The organism is Halorubellus litoreus, from assembly GCF_055378595.1.
This window is the reverse complement of record NZ_AP043836.1, coordinates 2,999,049-3,012,035: the sequence shown is the minus strand read 5'-3', so window position 1 is coordinate 3,012,035 and position 12,987 is coordinate 2,999,049. Positions and strand designations below refer to the sequence as shown.

Annotated in this window: 9 protein-coding genes; 8 read left to right on the top strand and 1 reads right to left on the bottom strand. The window is 65.1% G+C overall.

Translation table 11 applies throughout. The features are described 5' to 3' along the window. Positions 1-425: 425 nt before the first annotated feature. The 8 genes from ACZ48X_RS19225 (at position 426) to ACZ48X_RS19190 (ending at position 11,521) form a co-directional block, all read left to right on the top strand. The gene (locus ACZ48X_RS19225) at positions 426-4,136 is read left to right on the top strand and encodes an ATPase, T2SS/T4P/T4SS family (protein ID WP_379762856.1); all 3,711 of its coding nucleotides are present in this window, start codon (positions 426-428) and stop codon (positions 4,134-4,136) included. Continuing rightward, positions 4,133-6,184: a type II secretion system F family protein gene (locus tag ACZ48X_RS19220; protein WP_336352075.1), complete on the top strand. Its 2,052-nt coding sequence runs from the start codon at positions 4,133-4,135 to the stop codon at positions 6,182-6,184. The genes ACZ48X_RS19225 and ACZ48X_RS19220 overlap by 4 nt, the downstream gene beginning before the upstream one ends. Continuing rightward, complete coding sequence (locus tag ACZ48X_RS19215) at positions 6,184-6,711, top strand: DUF7287 family protein (protein ID WP_336352074.1); 528 nt, start codon at positions 6,184-6,186, stop codon at positions 6,709-6,711. The genes ACZ48X_RS19220 and ACZ48X_RS19215 overlap by 1 nt, the downstream gene beginning before the upstream one ends. Positions 6,712-6,713: 2 nt before the next feature. After that, positions 6,714-7,358, top strand: coding sequence for a DUF7288 family protein (locus ACZ48X_RS19210; RefSeq protein WP_336352073.1), 645 nt, complete (start codon positions 6,714-6,716; stop codon positions 7,356-7,358). Further along, positions 7,352-8,386, top strand: a complete 1,035-nt coding sequence (locus ACZ48X_RS19205) for a DUF7261 family protein (RefSeq protein WP_336352072.1) — start codon at positions 7,352-7,354, stop codon at positions 8,384-8,386. Before ACZ48X_RS19210 ends, ACZ48X_RS19205 begins: the two co-directional genes overlap by 7 nt. Beyond that, positions 8,383-8,934 (top strand): DUF7266 family protein, encoded by a 552-nt coding sequence (locus ACZ48X_RS19200; protein WP_336352071.1) that lies wholly within the window; start codon positions 8,383-8,385, stop codon positions 8,932-8,934. The genes ACZ48X_RS19205 and ACZ48X_RS19200 overlap by 4 nt, the downstream gene beginning before the upstream one ends. Further along, positions 8,931-9,683, top strand: a complete 753-nt coding sequence (locus ACZ48X_RS19195) for a DUF7289 family protein (RefSeq protein WP_336352070.1) — start codon at positions 8,931-8,933, stop codon at positions 9,681-9,683. Before ACZ48X_RS19200 ends, ACZ48X_RS19195 begins: the two co-directional genes overlap by 4 nt. A gap of 83 nt (positions 9,684-9,766) precedes the next feature. Further along, positions 9,767-11,521, top strand: a complete 1,755-nt coding sequence (locus tag ACZ48X_RS19190) for a bacterio-opsin activator domain-containing protein (RefSeq protein ID WP_336352069.1) — start codon at positions 9,767-9,769, stop codon at positions 11,519-11,521. Positions 11,522-11,564: 43 nt separating this feature from the next. On the opposite strand, the gene ACZ48X_RS19185 is transcribed toward ACZ48X_RS19190, so the two are convergent. After that, positions 11,565-12,917, bottom strand: coding sequence for an NAD(P)/FAD-dependent oxidoreductase (locus tag ACZ48X_RS19185; protein WP_336352068.1), 1,353 nt, complete (start codon positions 12,915-12,917; stop codon positions 11,565-11,567). Positions 12,918-12,987 lie beyond the last annotated feature (70 nt).

Genomic DNA, 12,987 nt, shown 5'->3' with positions numbered 1-12,987 from the left:
ACTTCGCTCGCTCCCCAGGCGTTCCTGTGCAGGAGTCGCGTGGTTGTCGCGCTCGGGGTGCCTGTAGCGTGAGTCGCGGGCGGGGCTCCTTCGGAGTGGTCGGCTCCGTGGTGGTGTAGGCGGTCTGGAGTAGGAGTTGGTTGCGTGCACGTTGCGGTTCCGTAACTGGGTCTTACCGAGAATCCAGTGGCCGCACGCCCCATGTGTGGAATTTAGTGACAATGCCGCCGATATAAATGGCAGTTCATGTCGGGGAATCTCCGGCGGAATAAAGTCGATGCGTAACGCTGCCGTTTCCATCGAAACCGGAAGCAAGCGTAGACCTTCACGTCGGAATAGACAACTAGATGACTGGACGAAGATGGCGATATCATCGATGATAATCGGTGGAAGGTTTTTTGCTCGCACGCGTAAAGGGGTAGGCAATGGCTATTAACGACGCCGACCAGACAGGGCAAGACGGGCTCGATGGGGGCGATTCTGGGGCGTCGGACGAGGCGGCGTCCGATGGCCCGACCGACGGTTCCTCGGTTCGGGTTGGCGAGTACACCTGGCGGGAGTTCATGCAGGAGCACGGGTACGGCGACGACGTATCCGCACTCTACCGGAACGTCGAAGACAGCACAAGCGAGGATTCGAGCAGGATGGGCCTGGGCACCCAGGAAGGGACGGTCCAGACGGTTCCCGAAGGCGGCGACTGGGACCGCGTCGACTTCGACCCCGAACCGTACCTCGGCGTGCACCCCGACGACCTCGCCGCGCACATCACCGAGGACGTCGCACCGGGCGCGAAGTGGCTCTGGAACGAGTTCAAGAGTCAGGTCGACCCCGAGACGACGCCAGTCGTCAAGGACACGTGGACGTGGGAGCACTTCAAGTGGCAGTACTACTACGAGGACGACGGCTCGTGTCCGACCGACGGGGACGGCGAGAAAGTCCAGTTCGACGAGACCGACCACCTGAGCTTCGAGGACGACGAGGTCGAAGGCGTTCTCAGTCAAGGCGACGACTTCGCACAGGAGCTCGCGGAGGTCGTCGAAGAACGCACCGTGAACGTCCAGGAGGAGGTCGAAGAGGACGAGTTCTTCTCGGACCCCGGCGGGAACACGACCGTCGTCAACCGGTACGACCTGGAGAAGGCCGTCCCGATGGAGAAGAAGACGCACTTCCGCGAAGAGGAACGCTACTGGGTGAACAAACCCTACGCGTTCGTCATCATCTTCCTCTCCGAGAAGGAGAACGAGCGCAAGTACTACGTCATCCAGCCGTACATGAACGAGCTCGAGGACGACCTCGAGGAGTTCATGACGGGCAAGCTCCGGACCGCGATCAAGTACAGCGACGAGGACGTCGCGGTCGAAGGCGACGAGGACGCTCGACGGGACGTCATCGACCGCGAGACGAAACGACTCCTGAAGCGCTACGACCTCTTCAAGGGAACGCCGGCGTCCTCGGACTCGGCAGGTGCAGCCTCGGGCACGAAGTCCATCACGGAGAGCATCCGCCGGTTCTTCGGGACCGCGGACACCGACGGGGACGGGGCGCCCGACACGGGCGCTGACGAGGATGCAGAAGGATTCGGGCGAGAGCTCGACGGCATCAAAGCCCGGCCGGAGCCCGTACTGCTCGAGGAGGACCCGGAGACGCTCAACGAGTACCAGGTCGAGAAGCTCCTGTACTTCCTGAAACGGGACTTCATCGGGTACGAGCGCATCGACCCGATCAAGCACGACATCAACGTGGAGGACATCTCGTGCGACGGCCACAACTCGCCGATCTTCGTCTACCACGGCGAGTACGAGCAGATCATCTCGAACATCTATCACGGCGAGCGCGAACTCGACGACTTCGTGGTGAAGCTCGCCCAGCGCTCCGGGAAGGGTATCTCGAAGCGGCGGCCGCAGGTGGACGCGACGCTCCCGGACGGGTCACGCGCACAGTTGACCCTCGGGAAGGAGGTGAGCGACCACGGGACGAACTACACCATCCGTCAGTTCAAGGACGTCCCGTTCACGCCCGTGGACCTCATCAACTGGAACACGTTCTCGCTCGACGAGATGGCGTTCCTCTGGTTGTGTATCGAGAACCACAAGAGCCTCATCTTCGCGGGCGGGACGGCGTCCGGGAAGACGACGAGCCTGAACGCGATCTCGCTGTTCATCCCTTCGAACACGAAGATCGTGTCCATCGAGGACACGCGCGAGGTCGAGCTGCCCCAGCGGAACTGGGTGGCGAGCGTCACGCGCCCGTCGTTCAGCGAGGACAGTCAGGGTGACGTCGACGAGTTCGACCTGCTGCGTGCCGCACTGCGTCAACGCCCGGACTACATCGTGATGGGCGAGATCCGTGGGGAGGAGGGTCGGGTCCTGTTCCAGGTCATGTCGACGGGGCACACGACGTACACGACGTTCCACGCGGACTCCGTCGGCGAGGTCCTGAAGCGGTTCACGACCGACCCGATCAACGTCTCGAAGACGATGTTCACCGCGCTCGACCTGGTGTCGATCCAGACGCAGACGCGCGTGAACGGCCGGAAGGTCCGTCGGAACCGGAACATCACGGAGATCAATCACTACGACGCGGAGAACGACGAGATCAACGTTCAGGACGTCTACCAGTGGCAGGCGGAGACGGACGAGTTCCTGAAGATGGGGGACTCGAACACCGTCGAGGAGATCAAGTTCGACCGCGGGTGGGGCCAGGAGAAGCTCGACGAGGAGCTGTTCAAGCGCCGGGTCATCCTGGCGTACATCATCAAGACCGGGTTGAACGAGTACGCGCAGGTCGCGGCGATCGTGCAGGCGTTCATCAACGACCCGGAGACCATCCTGACGCTCATCGCGAACGGGCAACTGGAGGAGAGTCTGACGGACCTCCGAGAGATGGAGTCCGTCCTCATCGACGTCGACCCGGAGGACGAGGAACTCGTTCCGCGGCCGGACCCGGACGACGAGACGTACAACCTCGCGCAGGACATCCTCGAGCGGGCGGAGGAATCGATGTTCGAGGAGTACCGTGGGAAGATCCCGAGTGGGCTCGCGAGCGCGCTCAGTGGCGTGAGTACCGAGGAGGACGTGGACGCGTCGGAGGCGGTGGAGTCCGGCGGTGACGACTTCGACTTCGGGAGTTCGCTGGACGACGTCGGTGGCGGCGACGGCTTCACGCTCGGTGGGGACGACGAGGACGACGACTTCTCGTTCGGTGACAGTGACGAGACCGATGGGCCGTCGTGGTTGAGCGACGACGGTGGCGGGTTCTCGTTCGGCGAGGGAGACGACGACGCGAATCCGTTCGGCGGGGATTCTGGCGGGTCGACCGACGCGCAGGACGCGAGTTCCGCGCAGGAGTCGGCGCCGGCTGACGCGCCTGAGCTGGAGGCCGGGAGTGGGGCGCAGGAGGACGAGAGCGACGATTCGGCGGTCGGGGATGCGAGCGACGGGAGCGTCGGGCAGGCTGATGCGTCGGCGTTGGACGACGAGGCTGCGTTCGACGCTGGTCCGGACGAGGACGCGGTCCTCGAGGAGGACGGGGCGGCGTTCGACGCTGATGCGGCCGACGACCAGGGGGCCGTGTTCGGTGAGGACGACGCGGCACTGGAGGACGACGCCGGCGACATCGACGCGGAGTTCCCGGCGTTGACGGACGAAGACGACGAGTCGTCGACCGACGACGAACCGTCGCGCGAGCCCGCGAAAGCGGGCGAGTCGCCGGCGTCGACGGAGTCTTCGTCCGCCGACACTGTCGACGACGAGGACACGGCAGCGGCCGGTAGCGGCGACGACGGGGCGATATTCGGTGACGACGAGCAGTCGACCGGTGACGGTGCGTCGAACGCGGACGACGACGTCGACGACGTCGACGAGGAGGCGTTCTTCGGCGACGACGACGAGCCGTTCTTCGACGAGGACGACGACTCAATCTTCGGGGAGAGCGACGGTGCGATCTTCGACGAGGATGCGGACGCGTCGGACGACGACGACAGCGTCTTCGGTGACGACGACGGGGCCGACGGCGGGCCGCCGGACGACGACTCGGTGTTCGGTGGTGGCGACGGCGGTGGCGTGTTCGACGGGGACGAGGATGAGGACGACGAGGACGACGGGTCCGTGTTCTCGAGCGGCGGTGACGAGGAATGAGCCTGCAGACGACCGACCAGGACGGCGGGTTCGACGCGGGCTCGGACAGCCTCGGTGACATGTTCTACCCGCTGTACACGCGGTTGTTCGCGGACGACTCGAACTTCGTCGCGGACGTGGAGACGAAGCTCGCGCAGTCGCGGATGACGGACACCGTCGAGATGTACCTCTCGCGAGCGCTCGGTATCGGCGTGCTCGCGGGCGGCATCCTCTGGCTGATGGGGATGCTCATCGGGTACCTCGTGTTCACGTTCCTCATCACGAACACGGAGAGTCTGACGGGAATCGGTATCACGAACCCGGCGGTCGTCGACTTCATCAACCTCATCAAGATTCCGGCGCTCATCCTCGCAACGGGGTTGTTCCTCGGGACGATCGGGTTCGCGATGGGGTTCGGTGCGCTCGTCGCGGTCCCGTACTCGCGGGCGTCCAGCCGGAAGCGCGAGATCAACATGCTCCTGACGGACGCGGTGTCGTTCATGTACGCGCTCTCCGTCGGCGGCCTGAACCAGCTCGAGATCCTGGAGGCGATGGCGGCCGCGGAGGACACGTACGGCGAGGTCGCCAAGGAGTTCCAGAGCATCGTTCAGGAGACGGAGTACTTCGACACGGACTATCGGACCGCGATCCGGAATCAGGCGATGGAGACGCCGAGCGACGAACTCGCGCAATTCCTGACGGACATGCTCTCCATCGTGAACTCCGGCGGTGACATGGAGGGGTTCCTCTACGACAAGAAGGAGAAGCACATGCGGACGGCGAAGCAACAGCAGGAACTCACGCTGGAGACCCTGGAGTTGTTCGGCGAGATGTACATGACGCTGTCGCTGTTCCCGCTCCTACTCATCATCATCCTCGTCATCATGCAGATGCTCGGCGAAGCACAGGTGACGATGCTGTACGGCACCGTCTACGGCCTCATCCCGCTGACTGGCCTGGGGTTCCTCGTGCTGGTGTCGACGGTGAAGGAGGACGAACCGGGCGACGGGTACCTGTTGCCGAGTGACGCGGACGAACGGTTGCTGCAACAGCAGGACGCCGGCCTCCTGAATCTCGGGCTCGTCGAGCAGTACGCTGACCGCGGGTCGATGTTCAAGCGCATCAAGAACAAGGAAGGCACGCACGAGACGATCCGCGTGCTGAAGGCGCCGCACCTGTTCTTCCGCGAGAACCCGGCGTACACGGCAGCGATAACGGTCCCGCTCGCGCTCGTCGTCGTCATCCTCGCGGCGCTCACCGGGTCGGTGCCGACGAGCTGGGAGGGCATGCAGAACGCGCCCGTCTGGGGGACGTTCATGTACGTCTACATGCCGGCGTACCTGATCTTCCTGCCGTTCGCGGTGTTCCGCGAGTGGAACGTCCGCTCCCGGAAGGCCATCGTCTCGAACATCTCCGACAACCTCCGGAAGCTCTCCTCCGCGAATGACACCGGCCTCACGCTCCTGGAGTCGCTGAAGACGGTGTCGGAGACGACGAGCGGGAAGATGGCGACCGAGTTCGACACGATGCACGCGAAGGTGAACTACGGGATGAGCCTGAAGGACGCGCTCGTCGAGTTCAACAACAAGTACCACATGCCGCGGATGGCGCGGACGGTGAAGCTCATCTCGAAGGCCCAGGAGGCGTCCAGTCAGATCACGGACGTGCTGTCGACGGCGGCGCAAGCGTCCGAGAACCAGGACGACATCGAGCGCGAACGGAAGTCCCGCACGCGCATGCAGGTCGTCATCATCATCATGACGTACCTGACGCTCCTGGCGGTGATGGCGATACTGAAGACGCAGTTCCTGGATACGCTCCAGGGCGTCACCGCGAACTCCTCGAGCGGCGGCGGTGGTGCGTCCGCTGGCGGTGCCGCGTCGGGACTGGGGAGCAGCATCAACGTCTCGCTGCTGTCGATGCTGTTCTTCCACGCGGTCACGATGCAGGCCATCCTCTCGGGCGTCATCGCGGGCTACATCCGTGACGCGGACATCACGAGTGGCCTGAAGTTCGTGCTGGTACTGCTGACGATCGCGCTCGTGGTCTGGGCAGCGGTGGGCGTATAATGTCGGCGCGAGACCTCACCGGCCTCCGGGGACGCGACCGCGGGCAGACGACGCAGGACTTCGCGGTCGGTATCAGCGTGTTCCTGTTGACGGTGACGTTCACGTTCGCGTTCGTGCCGTCGACCGTGACGCCGTTCGGGTCGCCGGTGACGGACGCGATTCCCGCGAAGTCCGACCGCGTTGCAGCGACCGTCGTCGACACGTACGCCGAGGATGGAAGCGCGCGGACGCTGGACCTCGACGAGATGGTCGGCGAAGTAATCGGTTCGTCGGACTCGGGCGTCACGGTGTCCGGGACCGATATTCGGAACGAGTTCGGATTGCGTACAACCGCGCAGGTCAACGTCACGATACAGACGCGTTCCGGTGACGTCGTCGAGACGAACTACGACGGTGGGACGTATCGACTGACAGGCGGCGACGATTACCCGTCGAATCAGGCAGCGGCGTCCACGACGAGAGTCATTCGTCTGCCGGGCGTCGATGACTGTAAGACCGGGTGTCTGCTCGTCGTGAGGGTGTGGTAAGCATGTTCGATGACAACAGGGGACAGGCGTACACGCTCGAGGGGTTCATCGGGTCGATACTCATCTTGACCGCGGTGTTGTTCGCGCTCCAGTCGGTCGTCATCACGCCGACGACGGGTGGGACGGTCGACCGCGACGCGCGCGACCAGGTACGCTTGGAAGCGCAGGACATGCTGGTCCTGAGCGCGGATTCGGGGAACCTCTCGAAGATGATCCGGTACTGGAATGGAACGGAGTCGAACACCGACCGTCGGTTCGCGGCGTCGGACGGCCGGTCGCTCGGGTACAGTAGCGACCTGCCACCTGGGAAGGCACCGCGAGGACTGTTGCTGATGTTGGAGGAGGCGTTCGAGGACAAGAACGGGTACAACGTGCTCGTGACGTACCAGGACGATTCCGGGAACCCGGACGGTGGGACGATGACGATGGTTCGGAACGGATTCTCGACGCAGAGTGGCGTGGTGGCGACGTACACCATCACGCTCTACGACGACCAGCGCCTCACTGGTCCGGGCGGTGACGAGCGCGCGCTCTCGTGGTACGACACGGACAAGAGCGACGGCGACAACGGGTATTATCCGATTCCGGACGCGTACGATGACAGTCCGGTGTACAACGTGGTGACGGTGAAGGTGATCGTATGGTAGGAGTCGCGTTCGACGAGCGAAGCGACCGCGCGCAACTCATCCTCGTTGGCGCGGTCGCGATCGCGTTCATCGTGCTCGGGCTCGCGGTCGTGTTCAACACGGTCCTGTACACGGAGAACGTCGCGTCGACGGGCGCGGCGAGCGCGCCGCGGGACGCGCAACTCCTGAATGACGAGGTCGAGGTGAGCGTGAAGCGACTTGCGGAGCGCGTAAACGCGAAGGGAGCGTTCGGCAATCCGGTGGACCAGACGGAGGCGTATGACGGGATTACCGCGAACGTTTCCACGTACAGCGACGGGTTGACGAAGGTCGCCGGAGCGGCTAGTCCAGCGGTTGCGTCGGTCCGGGTGAGTTCGTCGAGCGCTGACGTGACGTACGGTGCTCGCATCCAAGATAAAGGGGGGTCGGATTTCACCGCGCCGGGCGGCGCCCCGAATTGGACGCTCATGCAACCGCCTGGCGGCGACGCTATCGTCCGTGACTTCGATATGACTGTCGAACGATCGAGTTTGACGGCCGGTGGACAGGATGCGTTCCGAGTCATGTGGTCGCCGCCGTCGTCGAACGAGAACCACGTGGTGTGGATTTACGAGAAGTCGTCGACGAGCGAGGTCGCGATACGGACCGTGAACGATTCCCCGCAGCCGTATCGGGACTTCTCGGGGACGGAGTGCGTGCTCCCGGGCTCCGATAGCGCGTCGACGGTGACGTTCAACTTCTCCGACGGTAACGTCCAGGGGTATGACGCTTGCGACGGACAGCTAGGTCCGTGGGAGGCCATCGATAATGGGACTGCTCGAAACGTAACGTTCATCCGAGGGGATAGTGTCCAGGGGTCGTACTCGCTCACGATGAACGACGAGCCGGAACTGAACCCGACGCTCCAGTTCCAGGACGCCAGCTTGGGCGCCGGCGAGCCGTTCGTGACGTGGGACGCCTGGGAATTCGAGATAGAGGTCCGCTACGATTCGGGACAGGCGACGTTCACGGAGGAGTACTACGTGGAGGTGTACAATCGCTCACGATGATTCGGAGTAACTTCTTTGCGGACGACCGGGCGGTGTCTATCGCGGTGACGCACGTGCTGACCATCGGTATCACGACTATCCTCATCACGGGATTGCTCGTCGGCGGGAGCGGGCTGCTTCGCGACGAGAAGGAGCGTGCGACCAAGACGGAGCTGCGGACCATCGGGAACCGGATGGCGTCGGAGATCTCGTCGGCGTACTACAGCGCCGAGGACGCTGGGGGCGGGACGATGGCCGTTCGCGTCTCCCACCCGGAGTACGTCGCGGGGGACAACTACAACGTAGAGTTACGTGAGGGAGACGCGAACTGTGACGCACCTGGAGACCTGGCGCCGACTCCCTCAGACGTACAGTGTTTGGTTCTATCGACTCCCGGTGGTGTTGAGAGCGAAGTCGTCGTTCCAATCGACCCACAAATAGATCTTCAGGGGTCACCGCAGACGGTGAACGGCGGGTCGTTCTACATCGTTATCGATAGTTCTGGTGATTTGACGCTTCAGAACGACGCACCGTCGCCGTCGTTGTCCCCTATGGAGGTGCGACTATGATGCGTTCGCTCGGGCTGACGGGCGACGAGCGCGCGGTGAGTGACGTGCTGGCGTTCATCATCGTGTTCTCCATCATCATCACCTCGGTTGCGCTCGTGTACGGGACGGGGTTCTCGTCGATCCGCGAGGTGCGTGACGGTGAACAGAAGGCGAACGCGGAGCGTGCGCTGGAGGCGGTCGCGTTGAGTATGAGCGACATCGTGAAGGGCGAGGCGAAGCGTCGCGGTGGGTCGCTGAACCTCGGTGGCGGTCAGTTGCAGGTCGACGAATCGACGGACATCGAGGTGCTCGTCGACGGGACAGAGGTAACGCCAGACCCGAACCCAGTCGGGTCGTTCGAGTTCTACGTGGACGATACGGCGGTCGCGTACGAGTCCGGCGGCGTGTTCCGGCGTGACGGGACGGCGTCAGTGACGGTGCTGCAGCCCACGATGACGTGTACGAGCGAGAGCGCGGTGGTGTCGCTCGTCGCGGTGACGTCGTCGCAGGGCGCTATCGGGTCGACGGACAACGTCGAAGTGACTATGGAGGAGCAGTCGACCGAGCTCCTGCACGCCGAGACCGGTTCGAGCATCGGGGTTCAGGTCGATGTCGCCGACACGGAGTACGCTCCGGCGTGGGAGCGGACGCTCGACGAGCAGGGGTGGAATATCGACAGCATCGGGTCGAACTCCGTGGAAACCTCGTGTTCGACCGACCGCGTCGTCGTTCGCTTGGTGGTCATCGAGATGACGTACGGGTCGCCGTGACCTGTTCGAAACCCAACTCACGTAGGGTCGGCCTACGTAGTTAGGGGAGTCTGTTTTGAGAGGGCCGTCTGAATACGTGCGCAATGAGTACTGACGCGACCGAGGACGTGCCGTCGAACGAGGACGCCCCGGTAGTCCTCGTGGTTGACGACGACGTGGACCTGGCGGAGACCTGCGAGTACTGGCTGGACGCCGGACAGTACGTGCCTCGCGTCGCGAACAGCGGCGAGGAGGCCTTAGAGGCGATGAGCGAGGACGTGGACGCCGTCCTGCTGGACCGACGGATGCCGACGCTGTCGGGCGACGAGGTCCTGGAGGCGTTCCGGGACCGCGGGTTCGACGTGCCGGTGGCGATGATGACGGCGGTCGCGCCGGACACGGACATCGTCGACATGCCGTTCGACGACTACCTCGTGAAGCCGGTGTCCCAGGACGACATCCTGGAGGCGGTCGACGAGATGCTCGCGCGGTCGTCGTTCGACGAGGACGTCCGCGAGTACTTCGCGATGAGTTCCACCGAGGAGGCGCTCGCGGCGCGCGAAAGCGAGGAACTCCGGGACGCCGACGAGCTAGCGGCGCTCCGCGAAGAGATCACCGAGCAGTACGAGGAGTACGAGCCGGTGATCGAGCGCCGGGAGCGCGAGCTGGATCGGTTGACGCACATCAATACGGTCATCCGGCAGGTCGACCGCGTGCTCGTGGACGCGGAGAGTCGCGAGGAGATCGAGTCGGAGGTGTGTGCGTCGCTCGCCGACTCGGGCGCGTACTCGGTCGCGTGGATCACGGGATACAACGAGCGCACGGAGCGGTTCGACCCGCGGGTTGCGGCTGGTGCGGACGTCGACCGCGTCGAGTCCGAGACGGGTGACGTGAGCGAGGTGGCGACGCGCGTGAAGGACGCGGTGTCGACGGGTGAGGTTCGAGCGATCGATTCGGTGTCGGAGGCACATCGGGAGGCGGTGTTCGGCGACGATCCGGTCGAGGAGACGTCTGCGGTGATCGCGCCGCTATCGTACCGCGAGAAGACGTACGGCGCGGTCCTGGTGTACGCGGAGCGCGCGGACGCGTTCGGCGAGCAGGAGCTCGAGGTGTTCGGCGAGCTCGGGGAGCGCATCGGGAACGGTATCAACTCGGTCGAGCAACGCAAGCTCTTGCTCGCGGACACCATCGTGGAGCTGGAGTTCCGGCATACGGACCGGTCGGATCCGTTCGTCGACCTGTCGGCGTCGACGGGTGCGACGGCGAACCTGAAGGGTGTGGCGTCGACGAGCGACTCGTCGTTGACGTGCTATCTGGAAGCTGCGGGGGTGTCCGGGGAGTCGTTCCTGGAGGCGGCGACGACGCACGACCTCGTCGAGGACGTTCGGTTGGTGACGGATGGCGACCCGTCGCTGTTCGAGATCACGGTCGCGTCGTCGGCGGTGCACACGCTCTCGTCGTCGGGGGCGACCGTGAAGACGTTCCGCGTGGAGGAGGGCGAGGGCCGGCTGGTCGCGGAGGTCGCGCCGGACGCGGACCTGAAGGCGCTGGCGCGCGCGGTCGAGTCGGCGTACGAGGAGACGTCGGTGCTCTCGAAGCGCCGCGTCGAGCGCTCGGTGCAGTCCGGCGAGTCGTTCCGGAAGGACCTCGAGGACCGATTGACGGAGCGCCAGCAGACGGCGATGGAGACGGCGTTCTCGGCGGGGTACTACGAGTGGCCGCGGGAGTCGACGGCGGAGGAGGTCGCGGAGGCGATGGACATCTCGTCGCCGACGCTCCACGAGCATCTGCGTGCGGGCGAGCGCAAGCTCCTGCAGTCGTTCATGTCGGAGGTCGACGACGAGGACGAACCGCGGTGAGCAGCGACAGCAGTACGCTCGGTTCTGACTTCCGCTTGCGACGTCAGGCGTCGTCGTGGCCGGGGTCGAGGTCGAGTTCGTCGTTGACGAGGTCGGTGGCGTTCTGGAGTTCGCCGATCCCGGAGAGGTAGCCGGCGCCGACGCTGGCTTTGAGGGCGACGGCGGCGCGTCCGGTGATGACGGTAGGGCCGACCTGAGCGACGGCGCCGTTCCCGATGGAGACGAGCCAGCCGGGGGAGTCGAACTCGAAGCGCTTCATGCGCGGTTCGAAATCGCCTGGCTCGCTCGTCCGGCGGTGCTCGACGAGCGCCGCGACGTTGGCGGCGGCGACGCGTGCTTCGCGGATGGCTGATTGGGCGCTCGCGGGGACGGCTTCGCCGTCGGCGTCGACGACGCGCCCGGCGTCCCCGACGACGAACGTGTCGCCGCCGACGCGGAGGTCGGCTCGGGCGTCGACGCGGTCGCCGTCGGTCGCTTCCGGGCCGGCGATGCCGCCGGTCCAGACGAACGTGTCGTACTCGATTCGCGTGCCGTCCTCGAGGACGACGGCGTCGGCGGTGGCTTCGGCGACGGCGGCGTTCGTGCGGACGTCGACGCCGGCGTCTTCGAGTGCGTCGTGCACGGCGGTCTGGAAGTTCTCGGGGAATCCGGGTGCGACCGAGGGTCGCATCTCGAGGACGGTCACCTCGAAGTCGTCGGCCGAAGCGGCCTCCGGCCCCAAGTCGTCGGCCGCGGTGTCGTCGGCGGTGGCGTCGTCGGCTGCGGGGTCGTCGGCCGCGGGGGCGTCCGTTTCGAGGTCTTCGGTCGGGTCGTTCGCGTCGTCGATGCTGACCTGGACCGGGTCGGTGTCGTCGGTCAGCGACGGGTCGCTGTCGTCCGTCGGCGATGGGTCGGTGTGGGCGTCGCGGAGGGCGGCGAGTTCGCCGGCGACCTGCACGCCGGAGAGGCCGGCGCCGCCGACGATGGCGCGACCACCGGACTCGATCGCGTCGAGGACGGACTCGCGGATGGTTTCGGCGTGCGAGACGCGCTTGCAGGGGATGGCGTGCTCGCGGACGCCGGGGAGGTCGTAGTACGCGGTCTCGCTCCCGAGGCAGACCGCGCCGACGTCGTACGTGAGGACGGTGTCGTCGGCGAGCGTCACCTCGTTCGCGTCGGTGTCCACGTCGACGACGGTGCCTTCGCGGACCTCGGCGCGGTCGAAGAGGTCGTGGAGGTCGAGCGTGATGTGGTCGGCGACCCGGGGTTTCCGGATGACGCGGTGGACTTCGTGCTGGACGACGTGCGTGCCGGTGTCGTCGACGACGACGACGTCGACGTCGTCGTCGAGGGTGCGTTCGAGCTTCCGTGTCAGCGCGACGCCGGCGTACCCGGCGCCGAGAACGAGGACTCGCATGTCGGTCCCTTGGAGCCGAATCGGCATATGCTGGGGGGTGCCGGCACGACCGCGAGAGCGCCCGCGGGAG

Bases quoted from the DNA above. Each gene is read 5' to 3' on its own strand.
- ACZ48X_RS19185 (WP_336352068.1), bottom strand. From the start codon at position 12,917: ATGCGAGTCCTCGTTCTCGGCGCCGGGTACGCCGGCGTCGCGCTGACA.
- ACZ48X_RS19190 (WP_336352069.1), top strand. From the start codon at position 9,767: ATGAGTACTGACGCGACCGAGGACGTGCCGTCGAACGAGGACGCCCCG.
- ACZ48X_RS19225 (WP_379762856.1), top strand. From the start codon at position 426: ATGGCTATTAACGACGCCGACCAGACAGGGCAAGACGGGCTCGATGGG.
- ACZ48X_RS19195 (WP_336352070.1), top strand. From the start codon at position 8,931: ATGATGCGTTCGCTCGGGCTGACGGGCGACGAGCGCGCGGTGAGTGAC.
- ACZ48X_RS19210 (WP_336352073.1), top strand. From the start codon at position 6,714: ATGTTCGATGACAACAGGGGACAGGCGTACACGCTCGAGGGGTTCATC.
- ACZ48X_RS19220 (WP_336352075.1), top strand. From the start codon at position 4,133: ATGAGCCTGCAGACGACCGACCAGGACGGCGGGTTCGACGCGGGCTCG.
- ACZ48X_RS19200 (WP_336352071.1), top strand. From the start codon at position 8,383: ATGATTCGGAGTAACTTCTTTGCGGACGACCGGGCGGTGTCTATCGCG.
- ACZ48X_RS19215 (WP_336352074.1), top strand. From the start codon at position 6,184: ATGTCGGCGCGAGACCTCACCGGCCTCCGGGGACGCGACCGCGGGCAG.
- ACZ48X_RS19205 (WP_336352072.1), top strand. From the start codon at position 7,352: ATGGTAGGAGTCGCGTTCGACGAGCGAAGCGACCGCGCGCAACTCATC.